The following is a 17,821-nucleotide window of genomic DNA, read 5'->3' as shown; positions in this document are numbered from 1 at the left end:
AGGTACCGATTGACGATGTAAAATGATCGTTTTACACTGTAGAAATGGATACTAAGACAAAGCTTATTTCTGCAGCTGAACATCTTTTCGATCGGCACGGTTTTACCGCCACCGGAATGGACAAACTAACCCAGGCTGCAGGCATGTCGAGCCGCACGCTCTACAAGCATGCTGGCAGCAAAATGGCGCTGATAACTTACGTGCTCGCAGAGCGGCATCGACGGTTTCAGCAGCGCACCGAAGTAGATAGCGTTGAGGCGCTGTTTGGCGCACTGGAAGAGTGGGTAAGGGTCGAGGGCTGTCGAGGGTGTCTTTTCCTGCGCGCTCATGGTGAAACCGGTGGCGATATACCGAAAATTGCAGATGCCGTGCTGGCACACAAGGCGAGTCTGTATGAGAAAATTCAGGAAATCGTATCGCTAGAGACCGGCGGCAAACATAATCCTGAACTGGCCGAGCAGATCCTTATCCTGTTCGAAGGCGCGACGGCGGCCGCCGTCTATCGCGGGGCGGAGTCGATAACGTCAGCGCGTATCGCTGCTTCAGTGCTCATCCAGCAGGCACGCGCATGAGCCCCAGCCTTTATCTGGGCGCTACAGGCTTTGGCCTGATCGCCGTGTGCTATGGTTTTGCTCGCTTCGCCTTCGGGCTATTTCTCCCCCAAATCGATGCCGACGTTTCCTTATCTTCCACCGTCAATTGTTCGCCTGATCACGGCCGCATTTTTGATGGGTGCGTCCAGTACCGCTCTTTGGTCTTTCGGTGGTCAGCTCGTCACCCTTCAGCTGGGTTGGAGCACGACAGGTGCGGGCTTCTCTGGATTGCTATTGGGGCAGCCGGTATCGCTGGTGCAGGTGCAGGTGCAGGTGCAGGTACGTTAGTCGCGAGTTTCGGGATCGACCGCACGCATTGGCTTTTCCTTGCGGCATTGGCGGCCGGCATTATGTTGGTCGGCACCAGTATCACTACGCCTCTATTGGCACTCTGCGGCGGCATGCTCTTCGGTGCGGCTTACATCATGCTCACCGGTGTCTATCTGATATGGGGCGTTTCTGCACTGTCTGATCGACCAGCAACAGGTCTGATGATTGGCTTTTTGACCATCGCTATCGTCCAGACTTCAGGCGCGCCGATATTCGGGCTGCTAATGGAACAGTTGAACATCGATTACGCCGTGACCATCTTCGCGTGCCTCGCGTTTACAGCCGGATTGGCGAGGGCTGGAAACGCGCAGCTCGAGCCTGCTTAAACGTGGGGCACTCAATACTTCGGCTTTTGAATTAAATAAACCTGAACGTTAACGGCCACCCAGACGAGTCGTAATCACTTGCTATCGGCAAACGTGGCGTTCTCCCCCCGAGGCGCCGATTGCGTCAGGAATAAAGTAGCTGGCCAAGCTTACGAGCGGCATATTTTGCCTGTGCACGTGTTAGCGCTGCGAAGCCCAACACAATGGCAGGCGCTAATTCAATCTCACGGCAGCAGAGCCGAAGCGGCTGTAGCACAACTCCCTGCTGTTCCGCTGCATGGATTAACATGTTTTCGTCTTGATCCGGCGATAACCACAGAATCAGGTGGAAGCCTGCATGCTCGCCACTAATGCGATAGCGTCCCGGCTTCGGCCCTCAAGGTTTCAAGCACGATGTCACGCAACGTCTGATACTCCTGCCGAGAACGGCGTAAATGCCGCAAGAAAGCAGGGCCTTGCATAAACGCCGCCAATCCCAGTTGCTCCGACACTCCAACACTACGACCAACCGTGTGCCACAAGTCGAGCACTTTTCGTTGCAGCGCTGGCGGAGCCAGCATATAACCAAGTCTCAAGTTGGAAAAAAGCGCCTGATTAAAACTCCCGCAATAGACAACTCGATTCATCGTGTCGATGGATTTTAGCGCTGGTAATGGCGCGCTTTGATAATTGAACTCGCTATCGTAATCATCCTCGATGATCCAGGTGTTGTTGCGCTGGGCCCAGTCCAGAAGCGTCATACGGCGTGTAGCCGACATGATGACGCCAAGCGGTGACTGGTGCGCCGGTGTCACATAGGCAATACGACACTCAATTTCGTTTGATATGCCACCTAAATTAAGCCCATCCTGATCAATAGGCCCGTAAAGCAGGTTCGCGCCAGCCTGTTCAAATATGTGGTGTACGGCTGGATAGCCAGGGTCTTCGACACACACATGATCACCAGGTTTTACTACACAGCGCGCGAGCAGGTCGATGCTATGGCGAATGCCGTTAGTGATGAGTATCTGATCTGCCAGACAGTCGATTCCCCGGTGGTTTCGCAAGTACTTGGCAATCTGTTCACGCAATACCCAAGCACCTTGCGGCTCAACGCTACACATCTGCTCGGGTTGCATAGCCGCCATGGCCCGCTGCAAATGCGCGGCCCACTCTGCAGGTGAAATAAGCAACGGGCTGGCAAGCCGGGCAACAAAAGGTACACCCACCTGGGCTTGGTAGTGCTTTCTTACGCTAACGGGCGCCGCTTCGACCATCGCTGGTTCTTTATGGCGGGTCACCGTTGTTTGCGCTGTGCTAACCGCTTTCAAATATCGGTCTGGGATAGTGGCACTGACTCGGCTTCCAGACCCCACTTTACGGGTGATGTAACCCTCGAGCTGCAAACGCTCAAAGACACTTTCCAACGTGCCACGCCCTACCCCCCAACGTTGCGAGAGCACGCGTGTGGATGGCAATCGGTCACCCGCCTGTAGCAACCCATTCACAATCCCATCGCGCATGGCTTGGTAGGCCAGCTCAGATTTCGTGACACCGACGGGGCTGGTGGGAAGGGGTAGGTCTAAACCAGCGGTGTTTTTTCCTTTAACCATAATGGTTCGTAGCAATCTAGTTTATATGGCTCTCTTATATGAGCCACTTTATTTCTAGCATAGCAACATATTCATGCATCATTGGTTAAGGAGTGTTCACTATGTTGCTCACTGACTATTTGTTATTCGCCATGATTGCGGCGATGCAAGTTGGCTCGCCTGGCCCCTCAACTATTCTTTTGGTAAACAACGCGCTGGTGCATGGCCCCTGCCGGGCCATCTTGATACTCACTGGGGATTTGTTGGCTATCTCCGGGCTCGCCGCTGGCTCACTACTAGGAGTCGGTGCGCTACTGGAGGCAAATCCAACCGTGTTTATGGCCGTCAAAGTTGCCGGTGCCATGTATCTGTTATGGCTAGGTATGCAGCAGTTTCGCCTGGCACAAAGGGTGCGCATGACCACGGAGCAGCCTACAACGCTGCACAGCATACCCGTCCTTTGGCGACAATCGTTCGTGGTTGGGCTCAGCAACCCCAAGGCGATTCTATTTTTCTCATCGCTGTTACCACAATTTGTAAGTGCCCAACAGGACTCGCACATTGCTGCATTGCTTCCACTAATTCTGCTATTTGTGTTTATCAAACTGATCGTGTCGAGCGCTTACGCATTAGCAGCACAAACAATGGCAATGCGACTGGCTAAACCAGGTGCCGCCGTTTGGGGTAAGCGCGCGGCAGGAGGAGTGTTAATGGCTTTTGGGATCGTAATGGGCTTCACTGCTTTTTACTAAGCACCCAGGTGTTGGAAAAAAGGACCACTTCCACCACTAGAAATACCCTACGAAAGATGTATCGCAACCTTCCCGGAGTGCGCTGCTGGACGGGCGCTGCATAGTAAAACCTTCCCCTCTGGTGGTGATATTCCCTCTGGGTAGGTCACTTCACCCGCTGTCATTGTGCAAGCGCACTCTCCACAGCTACCGCTGCGGCACCCATAGGCGGGTTGTAGTCCCGCTTTTTCAGCGGTTTCCAAAAGGGTTTCACCCGGCTGCCAGTGGGTTACTACGCTAGAATTGGCAAAGCTTACTTCTACCGCTTGTTCAGCGGGTGGTACTGCGTATGCCTGCGTTAGCGCCGAAGGGCCAAACGCTTCTGTATGTATTTGCCCAGTCGACAACCCAAGCTCTAGCGCCTCCTGATGGTAGCGCTGAACAAAGGCGGCTGGGCCACAAAGATACAGTTGCAACTCCGACAGCTCTTGATCAGCAAGAACCTGTGCCAGCGAAACCCGGCCTGGAATCCAGCCATTCGGGGCAGCCACTGAGCCCGTAACTTTTCGCCGCAAATGCAGCCCTCGCGCCTGGAGGTCGAGCAATTCCTTACCGAAAGGGGCTTCGGCAACATCGCGCACGCTCTGAATCAACGTAACCGGGCCACGACCTGTATCGGTTAGCTCATGGGCAAGGCTTACTAAAGGCGTAATGCCGATGCCACCACCCAGTAGCACCCAATGGGCGCGACCCGTGCCGCTGGCCTCCGCTGTAAACGAACCCGTTGGCTTACTGATGGTCAGCTCCGAGCCAACCTTCAGAGCCTCGTGTAAGTAACGCGAGCCTTCTCCTTCGGCCTTGATACTGATGCGGTAGGTCGTTTGGCGGCTATTTGCTGACAGCGTGTAGCTGCGCACCAGCAGAGTTCCATCCAAGCGCGGCACACGCAGCGTGATGAACTGCCCCGCTTTAAACGGAGCCAGCGCTTTGCCTTGCTGGTAACTCTTCAAATAGAAGGAACGAATCTCCGGTGTCTCCTGCATCACGGCCGCCACCTGAACTCGTTGATGAGCGGAAGGAGCAATCGCCTGCCAAGGTCCAAGAGGGTCCGCTTCAACGGCCACTGCACTGGCATGGCTACGCCAGCGCATCATTCCTGGCCTCCATACGATATGCCGCGGGGTCAGGCACCAATAGCGCTCTGCACCAGGGTAATGCGCCCCCGCAGTCTCCTCGCCCACGAGTTTGGCCTCGCCGGATAGGTGCAGAAGATCTCCGCTAACGAAATCAGGTATTACCAAGGCAGCGCGCCCACTAGCCAATACATTGCCCAGCGTGTTGAAGAACCGGTTGCCTGCAAAATCTGGCAGGATCAGGTCTGCCCCCTGACGACGAATAAATCCCGCTTGCCCACCACGATGAGAAGCATCCACCTGAACGCCCTTTTCGGTATGCGCATAGCTGCCGACGAAAGCCGTTAGTGCCCGATCGATATGCGCCAGCACCGACTCTGGCAACTGATCGAGTGTCGAGTCGCGCATGGCTACCACAGTGCCAGGCTGGGGCTGCACCGACTTCATCGCTGACCAGTCATGAATATACTGCGGGCAATTGCCAAAGGCGTGAGTTACCTCAAGATGCCATTGGCCGTTTGAGCCCAGCAACACGCCGTTGACCCGGTTACGGCGGCGTGTGTGCAGTTCGATACCCAGTAGCCCCAGACTGGTGCCGCTGCTCAGCAGCGGTGCAAGGGGATCACCCGAAGGCGGCGCTGCGTTTAGTTCGAGCCGACTCTCATCAGGCGCATGAACAAAACCCGGCATTCCCTCCAGCAGAGTGACCCAGGGCCAACCGTCACTATCTACCGCCGCTGCCGCCACAAAAGGCAGTTGAGGAAAAAAACTCTGCAATTGAGGTGTTAGAAAGGGCCGCATCACCTTGCTGCCAACTTCTGACATCTGTTGCTCTACCCCGACCACACGTTGTAGAGCAAGCTCGCCTTCATGCCACGGACTCCTGCTCACGGCATTATTCATTCTCGACTCCCTGACGGGCCGATCGCCCATACCGATTTGAGACGCTGTATCAGTTGTCTTAGCTCACCAGTCCTACCTTTGTCACTCCCATTGGTACGAAGCCTTCCAGCGCTTCGATACGCAGCAACCAGTCGCGAATATTAGGGTAAGGTTTAAGCGATACATTCCCTTCAGGCGCGTGAGCGATGTAGCTGTAGAGAGAAACCTCAGCAAGGGTGGCTTGATCGCCTGCTAGGAAAGGCTGTTGCGCCAAATGAGCATCCACAATTGTGAATAGCTCATGCGCATCGGCAATTAGCGGTTCAGGATCGAAAGGTGCATTAAAGACCGTGACCAATCGAGCCTTCATGGCCGAATTTGCCAACGGCCCAGCAGCAACAGACAACCAGCGCTGCACCTGGGCTTGTTTCAACGGGTCATCAGTCAACCAGCGGCCAGAACCATAGCGACGCTCGAGATACACCAAAATGGCATTGGAATCCGACAGGATAACTCCTTGGTCATTGAGCACAGGCACCTGAGCGAAGGCGTTCAGGTTCAAGAAAGCCGGTGCCTTGTGCTCGCCTCCGGCGAGATCGACATCGATAAAGGTGGCGGGCAAACCGAGCAGAGAAAGCATTAGCTCGATGCGGTGGCAATGGCCGGAAAGTGCGTGGCGATAAACTTTGATAGCGTTGGACATACTTGGCTCCTTCAATAAGCTCCGTCAAGAACAGGTGGGTTCAAGCGACGCCACCTAATCCTGAGCCAAAACAGGAACGGCAAGAATAGCGATTTCAATCAATAGAAAATTGCGTAAAATGAAATAATCAATCTGCCAACTGTTCGCGCAACCAGGGGGTCGCTAGCTCCAAGAAAGCCATAACGCTGGCGGGCGCACGCATGCCCAGTGCATAGGTTAGGGCCAGAGAATCAGCCGTTGGCCAGAGTGGTTCGGCGACGGGCTCAAGCAGCCCCTGCGCGCAAGCGCGACGCGCTTCTAGCTCGTAGCAGCGCACGATGCCCGCGCCTTCCATAGCCGCTCGCAGCGCTGCGGCACTTGCGCTAATGCTAAGCCTGGGTTCAAAGCGAAAGGATTGGCCTTGTGCCAGCGACCAAATAGGCACCTTCCCTTCCCATGGGCAGTGAATAAGCGCATGCCGGGCCAAGCTATTTAAGTTTTCAGGGCGTCCTGCCGTGTTCAGATAGCGAGAGCTGGCAAACAGGCCAATGCGCAAGTCGCCAAGGGACCTGGCGTAAACAGCGTTAGGAAGCGACCCCGGCATCAGGCGAATGTGAGGCGGAGCCGCTGAGTCTATCCGGTGGGGATGCTCATCAATAAGCAGACAGACCCGCAACGTCGGATGCGCCGCTTGCAACCTTAGCACCAACGGCAACAGTAGTGGCTCTATCAACGCCTGGGGTGCCTGCAAGCGCAGCGTGCCGCTGAGTTTTCTGTGCTCCTGGCGGGCGCTGGTTTCGGCGACGGCGACGGCGTGAACCAGCGCGTCGGCGTGCGCGCGCAATCGCTCGCCCGCCGACGTTAACGTGCTGCCTCTAGTTGAGCTAGTGACTAACGCGACGCCCAGGCGCTGCTCCTGAGTGCGAAGCAGGCGATGGAGTTTAGGTGCCGAGAAGTTGCTCGCCTCAGTCGCGGCTTGCACACTGCCGTGCTTGGCAATGGCAGATAGCGCCGTCAAAGACTCAAAACGCAGCGGTGACTCAGGCGAGAGCGACATAGTCAGGCGCAATATCCGAGTGCCGAGTCGGCACGTAGCCGCTCAGCAAGGAAATCAACAAAGGTACGCACGCTGGCGGCGCGCCCACGGCCCGCCGTCACCCAAATATTAATGGGAATGGCCGGTGGTTCAAAGCGCGTTAGCACTCGCCGAACTCTACCTTCTGCTTCGCTGGCGGCTACCTGGTAAGACAACAGCCGAGTAAGCCCAGCGCCCGACTCGACCGCGGTTAACGCCGCGTGAATCGCACTAATGCGCAGCCGAGGCGATGGCGTAACCTCGATACGTTTACCCTTATCCTCAAACCACCAATGGTTGCCGAAATTGCCCCCTTCAGCCACCACCGTGGGCAACGCTTCCAACTCATGTGGGTGCTTTGGCTCGCCGTGCTGTACTAACCACTCGGGGCTAGCGCAGACCACCTGCCGAACCTCGCCAACAGGCACGGTCAAGTGCTGGCAATCCGCAGGCACGTAACCGATGCGTACCGCCACATCGATGCCCTCTTCCTGCAGATTAACCGGCCGATCGATCAGTTCGGCGCGAACCTGCACATCGGGGTACTGATCCAGATAATCGACGATTTGCGGGGTGACAAAGTACTCGCCAAACAGCACCGGCGCGGTTACGTGTATAAGGCCGCGTGGAGTGAGGTAACTACCGGTTGCTGCGGCCTCAGCCTCTGAAAGCTGCGCAAGCACCTGTTGAACATCCTCAAGATAACGGCGTCCCGCCTCTGTTACACGCACTTGCCGGGTGGTGCGCTGCAATAAGGCAACGCCCAAACGCACTTCAAGCGCTGCCACCGCCCGGGTAACGCGAGGAGGCGACATTTCAAGCTGCCGCGCGGCGACCGAAAAGCTTTCTAGCTGAGCCACCGCTGCGAAAACGCGCATCTCTTCGAATCTATCCAAAGCAGCTCCATGAACAGTGGTAGAAAGCACTCTCAACATTCTACACACCCCCTAGGTGCCAAGGCAGTTTGTATATTGGTATTTTTATATGGCTTGCTGGCTGCGTTTTGGAGACGATGCTCCCTCGCGTTGCCGCCAAGCGTAGTAGCCAGTCGCCCAGACGGAGTTGAAAGTAGACAAACGGCAGTCGGATGCAAGCGGGATTCTGCCTGTTGCTGTGGCCGTTCGCCGGCATACGCTGCCCGAGGGTGTCGGGGAGTGTCCGGCGGGGGCCCTCTCAGTGCGGGGCGGGAAGCCAGCTCCGGACGACGCCGCCATAGGTTCCCGGTTCGGCGGGCTCGATGGCCCGGCCTCTGACGCCGAGGACCCCGGTCCATGCTTTGTGGATGAGGTCGTAACTGTCGACGTCGTCGTCGGTTTCGCCGGGCTCGCGATATGCCATCCAGCTATCGTCTCCCGCATGAAAGACGTCGAGCAGGTAGCGCGTGCCGTCGCGCACCTGTACATCGTTCTCCGGGGTGCAGCCGTACTGTCGGAGCGAGTCGACGAATTCCGCGACGAGGTCGAGCTCGCCCATCTCAAGCACCGGATAGAAGTGCCGACGGTGGTAGTCGAAGAGCCTTGGGGAGTCCTCGACATAGAGAGGGAAGCGATGATTTCCGGTGGGGATGTAGGCGATATGGGTGGCGAGATAGGCCTGGTCGATAAAGTCCTCGTCCTCCGCGCCGTCCTCGAAGGTCTCCACCTCGTCAAGCGGGTAGGTCTTCAGATACTCCCAGAGGGCAGGCGCGAAGGCCCTCATCTCCTCCGTTGTCTCCAGGCCGGGAACCGTCTGCACCTCGATGAAGAGCAGACTCCAGATGACGAGGTCGAAGACCTCCTCGTCGTCCGTCTCGTCGGTCCCGTCCAAGACCGGCTGGTAATCGATTCCCATCACTGCTTCCAGAGACGGTCCACAATCCCGAAGCGCGGCGTTGGTCAGATCGACAATCTTGCCCGTATGCGGGTCATCCGGTCCGAGCTGCGTGTGTGCGTAGACCGCGAGCGGCACCACGTCCTTAAACTCGTCGCAATCCATGGAGTCCAGCGTGCGATCGAGATAGGGCGAAATCAGCCGGGACAGGTTCCTCAGCGCGGCCTCGCGCGCGCTCCTGTCCAGTTCGGGATCGTTGGCGCTGGAATAGGTCACCTCGATCAGGGAGGCGACCGAATCCTCCCAGAGGTCTTCCGCCGCGGCCGGGTTCCGTTCGTAGAGAGCGATCATCTCCTCCACCCCGAGCCAAATCGAGCGCACAGCGTCCTGCGCCTCGCTCGGGGACCACGGCTCGGGATCCAGGCTCTCGGCCACCTCAGCTCCCGGTCGCCACTCCTCCGGCAGCGAATCGATGTCCGGAAAACATGGCGGACCAGCGTGAGCGATAGCGGAAAACGATAGTGAAAGCACAGAGAACCGCAGCTTGCCGAACGTCTGCATGCCGATACCTCCGCTCTTATTGTTGCTTTTTTTGCACTTTAATTTTACTTCGTCTCGAGTAAAATGCCAGGCTTTACGATCGACATGTGTTTACGAACCACACCTTCGCAGCAGCGGGCGAGGCGGAACGTCAGGATGGATCGCCATGCGAATGCCCATCTCCTCGGCCACCGGAATGATGGCGCGCAGGAAATAGCCGGTTTGGGGTCGGAATCGAGTATTCCCGCGCGCATACGGTGTGAAGTGGGTCGGTACCGGGAATCACTCGGTTCAACCCCCTCATTCGGCACCCTGATGAATGAGGTGGGCTGATTACTCATGTTAATCAGGCACCATCCCGTCAGTCTCTCCTAGACTATGTTATCTCTAATAGAGGAGGTAACGTGATGGCACGCAACCCAATCCAGTTTCAGTCCGGCCTGTCATTGCCGGCATTTCTCGAGCATTTCGGCACGGAAGCGCAATGCCAAGCAGCCCTCCTCCATGCCACGCACCTGCCGTTGACCACCTGGTTTCTGGCCATCTATCTGCTGACCCAGCGCAAGAGCGGCATCGTCCATGACTGCCACATCACAGGGGGTGGGCGTGCCAGTGTGGAGAACCCCGAGTTCAACTGGGTCAACACCCTGCTGGGCAACGTCAAGAATGCGATCACCGGCACTTACCATGCCATCCGCGGGCAGCATGCCCTACGCTACCTGGCCGAGTTCGAGTATCGGTTCAATCGACGCTATGACCTCAAGGCCATTATCCCGCGCTTTCTGACGGTGGCGGCAAGAACGCCGCCGATGCCGCACCGGTTCCTGAAGATGGCTGACTCTTATGCGTAATCAGGTCAATAAATCCCTCCAAACAGACAATCACCAAAATAAATTAATTATGCGAAATGCGATCTCAATAGCTTTACTATCGCTGTTGGTTACCGTAACTATGATCTCGTGCAACTCAACGCCTCTGGATCAGTACATAACAGATAAGAAAAATCAGGCCGGAATTATTGGGATACAGGCGGGGTACGTAGGTCCAAATGGAAATGAGTGGCACGGCAGTTACGGCTTCAGAAATTATAAAACAGGCGAAGCCGTCAATGATAGTACGCTCTTTATGATAGCCTCCTCTGCCAAACCTGTAACGGCATTGGCTATCTTAAAGCTACATGATGAGGGCAAGTTAAATTTAGACGATAACATTAACCGTTATATCCCCTTCTCCGTTGTCAATCCTCATAGTCCTAGTAACTCCATAACTTTTCGAATGCTTTTGTCCCACACCTCCACCATCCAGGACAACTGGGAGGTGCTTGATCCTCTTTATACCATTGAAGAAGGTGGTGATTCGCCGCTTGTACTTTCGGATTTTGTACAGGATTATTTCACTATATCGGGGGACTATTATTATCCAAAGAAAAACTTTTACAAAGAAACTCCCGGACAATATTGGTCCTACAGCAATATGGGTTACGCACTGCTTGGGTATGCGGTCGAAGAGATTTCAGGGTTGAGTTTTTCTGAATATATGAACCAGGAAATCTTCGAACCGCTGGAAATGATGAATTCATATTGGTTTCTCAACAATATCCCTCACCAAAATATTGCGCGACCTCACCAGCTGCCCGTTGAAGAGGACAAAGATATTACACCTAAAATGCTACCTCATTACGGTTATCCGGCTTTTCCAGACGGACAGCTGCGAACAACTACGAAAGACTATCTGAAATTTATAAAACTCATTGTCGACGGTGGACGCATAAACGGAAATCAATTCATTTCCGAAGACCTTATTAAGCAATATCACACGATTCAATATCCTTCGGTGCACCAGTACCAGGCGATATCGTTTAATTATAATGAATTCGAAGACTGGATGTATTATTTGTTCATGCGTCGCCTTCCATCTCATACCGGAAGTGATCCGGGAGTAGCTTCTGTAGTATCGTTTGATCCTGAGCAAAAAACGGCAGCAGTTGTTTTTGTAAACTCTCCCCCCAATACAGTCATAGGTGGAAAAACTTTTTATCTGGATTTGCCAAAGAGATTATTGAATGAAGCTGCAAAGTAGGGGCTTGCTGCTCTGAATATCGACATTCACTTTCCACGCCTAGTAGATGCCATAGCTTTTTTGAATATCTCCTCTTAATATTATGCATTCAGTGTAAAGGCATATGGGCCACCCTACTGATCCAGGTGGAGTGTTATTGAGCAAATCTGACAATGGCAGATAGTCGTTTATGTTGGCTCACGATAGCGGAAGTCCAGACTCCCCCTGTCGTTTGTGAGAAGGTAACGTTTGATGCCCCCTGTCCGCAGGATTAGGACCAATAGGCGAGTCTCTTTTTTGCCTGTATGGAGGCGCTGTTCGCTCCCAGCCGTGCCTATTCGCATAATACAGATGACCAGTAGAGTCCGAAGCAATCACTCTGAAATGCCAGCCTACTGTCAGCCACACAGATAGCGCTGAAGGCGTCAGCAAGTGACGCCCTAAGTCATCACCTAATGGGGAGCATTTACTAAGGTAGGCCCGAGCGCAGTATAAGCAGGATACCTGTATGAGCTTCGAGATTAGATGTGCGAGGTCGCCCGCGACGCAGCCTCGGCGGTCGGTGACAAAATAGCTTCGAAATTGAACTAGCATTTATCTGATACGATTTACTTAGTCATAATATGAATCTATTATTACGGTCACACCCTTCAATTCTTAAAAGTACTCTAATGCTAAAGCTATAAGTTTAATTGCTTGGCTAGCTTTCTCACTTAAGATAATTTTTTACAAATTATAAATTAACTCTATAACTGAAAATTATTTTACAGGCCGTTCATAATCACTTCATATAAAATAAATGCCTTCATTAAATCGAAATAAATCACTATCAACTTGCCTTATAATAATATGGCTTATAGTGTGCTAAATACTAAGACAAGCCTAAAGTAAAAGCTTGAACAGCGGCTTGCGAGTGACGGAACAATAACACTATATACGTTAAGAAAATAAAATTAACGACTTGAATCCAGTCGATGGATGATGAATTACAAATTTAATCGTAGCTTAGTAAATGACCAGAAGTGTTCTTCTTATACAGAGATCCAATCAAAAATTTGATGCCTTGGATTTGATCTATCTAGAGCGTAGGAATACTATCAACGAATATATGTAGGAAATTTACGTAGGAAAAAAATTTGCCATTATTTATTGCAAAATTTGTCATTTTCCATTGCAAACGACAAAAATTGTCGTTTGCACTTCATCTTGGCATAAGCGTAACGGGAAAACAGTGACTCGCAACCACAATTCCACCTCATTGTGGCATAATATTTCCACTATATATTGGCATAAAGTCAAACGATCGTATGCTAAAGTTGCCAAATGACGTAGCTTAACGACGAATTTTCGTTACTCGATAAGTATACTCACGAGCTGCATAATGATAAGTATCTCTTTTAGCGAGTGGTGCTAATTCAGGGGAAAGATCAATGACCATTGTAGCCACCGGAAAGTACTGGGCATGGAACTAGAGTTGGCTAGGGCCATCGGCGTCCAAGTAGTGTTCTAGGGTAAAGTCGCCATCGCAGAGGAGATCCTGAAGCTGTTAAAGGTGTAATGATCGGCGAGGTTCATAAAAGGTGAATGGCGTTTATTACTCGTCATCAACGAGTCCAGCAGCTCGCAACCTACCCTTTAGACGCTGGTTCTCCTCTATCAGGTCAGTCGCCAGGGCTGCTAGCTCGGGCGCTGCCTCGAAGTCACGCTCCAACTGGCACATCCGTCGGGCACGGGTCAGGTCGCGGCTTGTAAAACGCCAGTTCGCAACATAGGGCGAACCATCGGCTAACAAGCCGCTCTCAATGCGTTCGACGACCCAATCAGGTTTCACCGAACAGGCGCGAGCTAGATCCTCAAGCGTAAGGGTCGCCTCATCAATCAATTCGCCGCTAACGGTATGCTGCTGTGCCATGTGCTAGCCTCCCTTTCGTTGGCGCGGATCAAAAGCGAATTCACGTGCCATGGTTTTATATAGTTCTCGTGCCTTATCGGTATCAGCCGGGGGTAGGACCACTTTAAGTTCCACATAAAGATCACCCGGCTCCTTACCTGGAATTCCACGCCCCTTGAGGCGCAGCTTACGACCGGTTTGAGACCCAGCAGGCACCTTGAATCTCACCATTCCTGACGGTGTTGACGTTTCGATGCTCGCTCCTAGAGCGGCTTCCCAAGGAGTTATTGGCACCGTTTGATATACATCCCGCCCCTCGACCCGATATTGCGAGTCTAGCGAGAAGTGAATCTCTAAATAAAGGTCACCCGATGGGCCGCCCCCAACACCAGGACTGCCCTGTCCCATAAGACGAATATGTTGGCCTGCCTTGATACCCTTGGGTATCTGAACACTGAGAGTGTGCTCCCGAGAGGCCACACGGCCCTGAGAATCCACCTGCGGCACTTGCAGAGTGATCGTACGGCTAGCGCCGTGGAAAGCATCTTTCAAATCGATATTGATCTTGGCATGACGGTCTTCGCCCCGCATCTGATAGCTACGGCCCTTTTGCCTGTGCCGGCCGCCTTGACCAAACAGGTTGGCAAAGAAATCACTGAACTCACCGAGATCAGCCTCCTCGAAACCACGTCCACTGAACTCAAAGCCCGCATCCCATTCTGGAGATGGCTGGAAATCCTGCCCCGATCGATACTGCTGGGCCAGCTGGTCATAGGCGAGACGTTTCTCCGGATCCGATAGCACCGCCTTGGCTTCGTTAACCTCTTGCATGCGCTGTTCAGCATCTTGTTCTTTACTGACATCGGGATGAAACTTACGCGCCAACTTACGATAAGCCTTCTTGATCTCCTCGGCCGTCGCGGTCTTCCCCACCCCCAACACTTGGTAGTAATCCTTAAATTCCACTTATGAAAGCTCCGGCAAAGGTCCGTATAAACGACCATACTCATATGAAGAAGGTTGTTAGTTATTTTTCTTTCTGCGTCCGCAGTTTATTGTGGCCGACCAAAAGCAACATCTTATGGGTAGGTATAGCGTAATTTTTCAGATTATAAAAATTTAATATAGTAAAAAAGCATTAAAATGCGAAAAAATTGAGATAACGCAATTAATTTAAAAAAATCCCAACAACTTGATTGATCAATATTACTGCTATTGACTATACATAAGGTAAAATTGTTTTTATAAAAGCAATATGATTAAAGAGGGATAGTTAGAAACAGAATACCACTAGCTTTGAGGCCACATACGAATGTTCTTCGACGATACTCAGCACGAAGACCAAGATAGGCTTGTACGTGCTTCGTTGGCGGGCTTGACCCTTGGCATTTCGCCCGCCTCAGTCATACTTACTTACCTGGATTGGCTATCTAGCCTAGCACTGTCGCCTGGGACTCAGACCCACCTTGTGCTTAAAGCCATGAAGAAACAGCTACGTTTAATTTCTTGGGCAAGCCATTCAGCACTCAACCCTGACGCTGAACCCTGTATAGAGCCATTACCTCAAGACCGACGTTTTCGGGATCCTGCTTGGCGACTCTTCCCTTACAACATAATTTACCAAAGTTTTTTACTCAAACAGCAGTGGTGGTATAACGCCACAACCGGTCTACGCGGACTATCACCTCATCACGAACAAGCAGTTGAGTTCGGTGCGCGCCAATGGCTTGATGTGTTCTCGCCTTCTAACTATCTGCTTACCAACCCTGTCGTCATCAGAAAAACCTTGAAGAGCGGCGGTGCCAATTTACTCAATGGAATGCAGTACTGGTGCGAAGATATTCAGAATCACACTCTTGGTAAGAAGCCAAAGGGTACTGAAAATTATGTGGTCGGGCGCGATGTTGCGGTCACACCAGGCAAGGTCGTATACCGTAATCATCTGATTGAGCTAATTCAGTACTCACCTGGCTCCGAGAAGGTTTACTCGACACCTTTGCTGATTGTGCCAGCTTGGATCATGAAGTATTACATTCTGGACCTTTCGCCTCACAACTCTCTGGTTAAGTACTTGGTCGAACGAGGCCATACCGTTTTCATGATCTCCTGGCGTAACCCTACGGTAGAAGATCGTGACCTTGGAATGGATGACTATCGACGGCAGGGTATTCTAGAGAGTCTCGATGTTATTGGAGACATCGTGCCTCATCAGAAGATTCATGCCGTAGGCTATTGCCTGGGAGGGACCCTGTTGGCTATCACCGCCTCGGCCATGGCGCGTGATGGTGATGATCGTTTGGCTTCGTTAACACTACTTGCCGCCCAGACCGATTTTCGGGAGGCCGGTGAGCTGATGATGTTTATCGATGAGAAGCAGCTCACTTTCCTTGAGGATTTGATGTGGGCTCAGGGTATTCTTGATACCAAGCAAATGTCGGGGGTGTTCCAATTATTGCGTTCCAACGATTTAATTTGGTCGAGACTTGTCAATGAGTACCTACTTGGCACTCGACAACCTATTAACGATCTAATAGCTTGGAACAGCGATGCGACACGCATGCCCTACCGAATGCATTCGGAATACCTGCGCAATCTCTTTCTGAACAATGATCTGGCTGAGGGCCGTTTACGGGTGGATCACCGGCCGGTGACGGTCAGCAATATTCAAGTGCCGATTTTCTGCGTTGGCACCGAGTGGGATCATGTCGCACCATGGCGATCTACTTACCGTCTGAACCTACTTTCGGACGCACCAGAAATCACTTTTCTACTAACCAATGGTGGCCATAACGCGGGTATCATCAGTCCCCCAGAGTATTCTCATCGGCATTACCGTATGGCCACCGCCATCCAGGGCGATACCTATATTGACCCAGATACCTGGCTGGAACGCACGCCCCGCCAACCTGGTTCATGGTGGCCTGCATGGCAATCATGGCTAGCTGAACGCTCAGGGCCATTTGCTCAGTCGCCCAACGTCGGATCTAAGAGCTATCCCTCTCTCGCGGACGCCCCAGGTAGCTATGTACATCAAGAGTGAGCCAAGTGTGAGCAGTATCAAGAGACGTGCTTCGAAAATGATCTATTATAAATTAATGACTAACTCACATCGCTGGAGGCTATATAGCTATGCAAGATAGTACACAAGACAGTACGCAAAATAGAAAGGCCCTGCTAGAAGGCCTGAGGACAGAACTTCAAGAGCGGCTTCAGCGCTACAACGATCATCAGCATCGAATCAGTGGCGCCCTGGAGAAAGACCTTGAAGAGCAGGCAACGCAAGCTCAGAATGACGAAGTGGTTGAGCAACTTGAAGATGAAGCTACGTCAGAGCTCACCCAGGTAGAACTCGCCTTAGCGCGTATTGAGGCGCAACTGGGTGATTACTGCGAGGAATGCGGAAGTTTAATTGCGCCAGAGCGCCTGAAAGCACTGCCCTATGCCACACGCTGCAAAGGATGCAGTATTATATAAAAATAGGGTTCGCCCTCTGACCGATACTTTTCGATTACTTAAGTTAAGGGGTGATTGTTGAATTAATTAGGGCTTTTCAAATTGCCGTTTCATATAATAAATCACACACGCTATTAGTGCTCCCATAAGTGCCAGTGCCATATCTTTTTGAGCATCCCAGATATCTCCCTGCGCACCCAGATAGGCTTGGCCTAACTCGCCGCCAAATACTTCTACTGAAAGCCATTCAACAAGTTCATAGAGCGATGAATGAGACATAATAATCATCACCGGAATAAGACATCGCAGGCAGGAATCTATGGGAAAAAGCCTTTCCATCAGCTCCGCCACAAGTGGCAATATTAATAAACCATAGAGGAAATGCACCCATCGATCATACTGATTACGCTCGAAGCCAAGGCTATGATCTAAAGAGAAACCAAACAGTTTTTGCCACCAAATATCATATGGCACCTCGGAATAAGTGTAATGTGAACCGATTTCATGGAATACCAAGAAGAGAAAAATACAACTCCAGGCTAGACGTGAGATATTTCTCCAATACCAGATCCATCCCAACACAGGCACTGCCATAAAAACCAAAATATTCTCAAGTAACCAATCAGAACGGTAATAGGGGTCAAGCGCTAACCATCCCCAGATGATCACGAAGCCGAAGAAGAGCAAAAGAGGATAAGGGTCACGCTTTAAGCGCTGAGGCTTTATTTGCTCACTCTTAGACACACT

General features: G+C 52.3%; 16 protein-coding genes and 1 pseudogene. 7 read left to right on the top strand and 10 right to left on the bottom strand.

Features of this window, described 5'->3' with window-relative positions; translation table 11 throughout:
* The first annotated feature begins 44 nt into the window (after window positions 1–44).
* Window positions 45–572 carry a TetR/AcrR family transcriptional regulator gene (locus tag QHL1GM_RS02335; protein WP_071693041.1) on the top strand — a complete coding sequence of 176 codons (528 nt, stop codon included), beginning with the start codon at window positions 45–47 and terminating at the stop codon, window positions 570–572.
* Complete coding sequence (locus QHL1GM_RS02330) at window positions 569–1,249, top strand: hypothetical protein (RefSeq protein ID WP_217648528.1); 681 nt, start codon at window positions 569–571, stop codon at window positions 1,247–1,249. The genes QHL1GM_RS02335 and QHL1GM_RS02330 overlap by 4 nt, the downstream gene beginning before the upstream one ends.
* A gap of 347 nt (window positions 1,250–1,596) precedes the next feature.
* Here the strand turns inward: QHL1GM_RS02330 and QHL1GM_RS02325 are convergent, their stop codons facing one another.
* The gene (locus tag QHL1GM_RS02325; protein ID WP_083570956.1) at window positions 1,597–2,841 is read right to left on the bottom strand and encodes a PLP-dependent aminotransferase family protein; all 1,245 of its coding nucleotides are present in this window, start codon (window positions 2,839–2,841) and stop codon (window positions 1,597–1,599) included.
* Window positions 2,842–2,942: 101 nt separating this feature from the next.
* Here QHL1GM_RS02325 and QHL1GM_RS02320 point away from each other — a divergent pair, with 101 nt between their 5' ends.
* A complete protein-coding gene (locus QHL1GM_RS02320; protein ID WP_071693040.1) occupies window positions 2,943–3,572 on the top strand; it encodes a LysE family translocator in 630 nt (209 codons plus the stop codon).
* Window positions 3,573–3,619: 47 nt separating this feature from the next.
* Here the strand turns inward: QHL1GM_RS02320 and QHL1GM_RS02315 are convergent, their stop codons facing one another.
* The 6 genes and pseudogenes from QHL1GM_RS02315 to QHL1GM_RS19865 form a co-directional block, all read right to left on the bottom strand.
* Window positions 3,620–5,587: a 2Fe-2S iron-sulfur cluster-binding protein gene (locus QHL1GM_RS02315; protein ID WP_071693039.1), complete on the bottom strand. Its 1,968-nt coding sequence runs from the start codon at window positions 5,585–5,587 to the stop codon at window positions 3,620–3,622.
* Between the two features lie 58 nt (window positions 5,588–5,645).
* Window positions 5,646–6,269 (bottom strand): glutathione S-transferase family protein, encoded by a 624-nt coding sequence (locus QHL1GM_RS02310; RefSeq protein WP_071693038.1) that lies wholly within the window; start codon window positions 6,267–6,269, stop codon window positions 5,646–5,648.
* Window positions 6,270–6,396: 127 nt separating this feature from the next.
* A complete protein-coding gene (locus tag QHL1GM_RS02305; RefSeq protein ID WP_071693037.1) occupies window positions 6,397–7,305 on the bottom strand; it encodes a LysR family transcriptional regulator in 909 nt (302 codons plus the stop codon).
* 2 nt (window positions 7,306–7,307) lie between these two features.
* Entirely contained in the window at window positions 7,308–8,201 is an 894-nt protein-coding gene (locus QHL1GM_RS02300; RefSeq protein WP_254795244.1) for a LysR substrate-binding domain-containing protein, read from the bottom strand.
* 295 nt (window positions 8,202–8,496) lie between these two features.
* A complete protein-coding gene (locus QHL1GM_RS02295) occupies window positions 8,497–9,693 on the bottom strand; it encodes a hypothetical protein (protein WP_071693035.1) in 1,197 nt (398 codons plus the stop codon).
* A gap of 90 nt (window positions 9,694–9,783) precedes the next feature.
* Window positions 9,784–9,897: pseudogene (locus QHL1GM_RS19865) on the bottom strand (mannonate dehydratase); the annotation flags it as partial.
* Window positions 9,898–10,079: 182 nt separating this feature from the next.
* On the opposite strand from QHL1GM_RS19865, the gene QHL1GM_RS02285 reads away from it, so the two are divergent.
* Both QHL1GM_RS02285 and QHL1GM_RS02280 read left to right on the top strand, forming a co-directional pair.
* Entirely contained in the window at window positions 10,080–10,523 is a 444-nt protein-coding gene (locus QHL1GM_RS02285) for a transposase (protein WP_071693034.1), read from the top strand.
* The gene (locus tag QHL1GM_RS02280) at window positions 10,516–11,751 is read left to right on the top strand and encodes a serine hydrolase (RefSeq protein ID WP_071693033.1); all 1,236 of its coding nucleotides are present in this window, start codon (window positions 10,516–10,518) and stop codon (window positions 11,749–11,751) included. Before QHL1GM_RS02285 ends, QHL1GM_RS02280 begins: the two co-directional genes overlap by 8 nt.
* 1,573 nt (window positions 11,752–13,324) lie before the next feature.
* On the opposite strand, the gene QHL1GM_RS02275 is transcribed toward QHL1GM_RS02280, so the two are convergent.
* A complete protein-coding gene (locus QHL1GM_RS02275) occupies window positions 13,325–13,642 on the bottom strand; it encodes a chaperone modulator CbpM (protein ID WP_071693032.1) in 318 nt (105 codons plus the stop codon).
* 3 nt (window positions 13,643–13,645) lie between these two features.
* On the bottom strand, window positions 13,646–14,587 hold the full coding sequence (locus tag QHL1GM_RS02270) for a DnaJ C-terminal domain-containing protein (RefSeq protein ID WP_071693031.1): 942 nt from the start codon (window positions 14,585–14,587) through the stop codon (window positions 13,646–13,648).
* A 346-nt stretch (window positions 14,588–14,933) separates the two neighbouring features.
* Between QHL1GM_RS02270 and QHL1GM_RS02265 the strand changes: the two genes are divergently transcribed.
* On the top strand, window positions 14,934–16,661 hold the full coding sequence (locus QHL1GM_RS02265; protein ID WP_071693030.1) for an alpha/beta hydrolase: 1,728 nt from the start codon (window positions 14,934–14,936) through the stop codon (window positions 16,659–16,661).
* A gap of 89 nt (window positions 16,662–16,750) precedes the next feature.
* The gene (locus QHL1GM_RS02260) at window positions 16,751–17,095 is read left to right on the top strand and encodes a TraR/DksA family transcriptional regulator (RefSeq protein ID WP_071693029.1); all 345 of its coding nucleotides are present in this window, start codon (window positions 16,751–16,753) and stop codon (window positions 17,093–17,095) included.
* 66 nt (window positions 17,096–17,161) lie between these two features.
* On the opposite strand, the gene QHL1GM_RS02255 is transcribed toward QHL1GM_RS02260, so the two are convergent.
* Window positions 17,162–17,818, bottom strand: a complete 657-nt coding sequence (locus QHL1GM_RS02255) for a DUF2238 domain-containing protein (RefSeq protein ID WP_071693028.1) — start codon at window positions 17,816–17,818, stop codon at window positions 17,162–17,164.
* Between the last annotated feature and the right edge of the window lie 3 nt (window positions 17,819–17,821).

The sequence above is a fragment of the Halomonas sp. QHL1 genome, assembly GCF_001882345.1.
Classification (GTDB): Bacteria; Pseudomonadota; Gammaproteobacteria; order Pseudomonadales; family Halomonadaceae; genus Vreelandella.
Note: the sequence above shows the minus strand (reverse complement) of the source record. Positions and strands in the feature narration are given on the sequence as shown.

Excerpts from the sequence above, each read along its gene's own strand:
- QHL1GM_RS02300 (WP_254795244.1), bottom strand. The coding sequence starts at position 8,201 with ATGCGCGTTTTCGCAGCGGTGGCTCAGCTAGAAAGCTTTTCGGTCGCC.
- QHL1GM_RS02280 (WP_071693033.1), top strand. The coding sequence starts at position 10,516 with ATGCGTAATCAGGTCAATAAATCCCTCCAAACAGACAATCACCAAAAT.
- QHL1GM_RS02320 (WP_071693040.1), top strand. The coding sequence starts at position 2,943 with ATGTTGCTCACTGACTATTTGTTATTCGCCATGATTGCGGCGATGCAA.
- QHL1GM_RS02295 (WP_071693035.1), bottom strand. The coding sequence starts at position 9,693 with ATGCAGACGTTCGGCAAGCTGCGGTTCTCTGTGCTTTCACTATCGTTT.
- QHL1GM_RS02285 (WP_071693034.1), top strand. The coding sequence starts at position 10,080 with ATGGCACGCAACCCAATCCAGTTTCAGTCCGGCCTGTCATTGCCGGCA.
- QHL1GM_RS02335 (WP_071693041.1), top strand. The coding sequence starts at position 45 with ATGGATACTAAGACAAAGCTTATTTCTGCAGCTGAACATCTTTTCGAT.
- QHL1GM_RS02305 (WP_071693037.1), bottom strand. The coding sequence starts at position 7,305 with ATGTCGCTCTCGCCTGAGTCACCGCTGCGTTTTGAGTCTTTGACGGCG.
- QHL1GM_RS02330 (WP_217648528.1), top strand. The coding sequence starts at position 569 with ATGAGCCCCAGCCTTTATCTGGGCGCTACAGGCTTTGGCCTGATCGCC.
- QHL1GM_RS02260 (WP_071693029.1), top strand. The coding sequence starts at position 16,751 with ATGCAAGATAGTACACAAGACAGTACGCAAAATAGAAAGGCCCTGCTA.
- QHL1GM_RS02275 (WP_071693032.1), bottom strand. The coding sequence starts at position 13,642 with ATGGCACAGCAGCATACCGTTAGCGGCGAATTGATTGATGAGGCGACC.
- QHL1GM_RS02265 (WP_071693030.1), top strand. The coding sequence starts at position 14,934 with ATGTTCTTCGACGATACTCAGCACGAAGACCAAGATAGGCTTGTACGT.
- QHL1GM_RS02325 (WP_083570956.1), bottom strand. The coding sequence starts at position 2,841 with ATGGTTAAAGGAAAAAACACCGCTGGTTTAGACCTACCCCTTCCCACC.
- QHL1GM_RS02315 (WP_071693039.1), bottom strand. The coding sequence starts at position 5,587 with ATGAATAATGCCGTGAGCAGGAGTCCGTGGCATGAAGGCGAGCTTGCT.
- QHL1GM_RS02310 (WP_071693038.1), bottom strand. The coding sequence starts at position 6,269 with ATGTCCAACGCTATCAAAGTTTATCGCCACGCACTTTCCGGCCATTGC.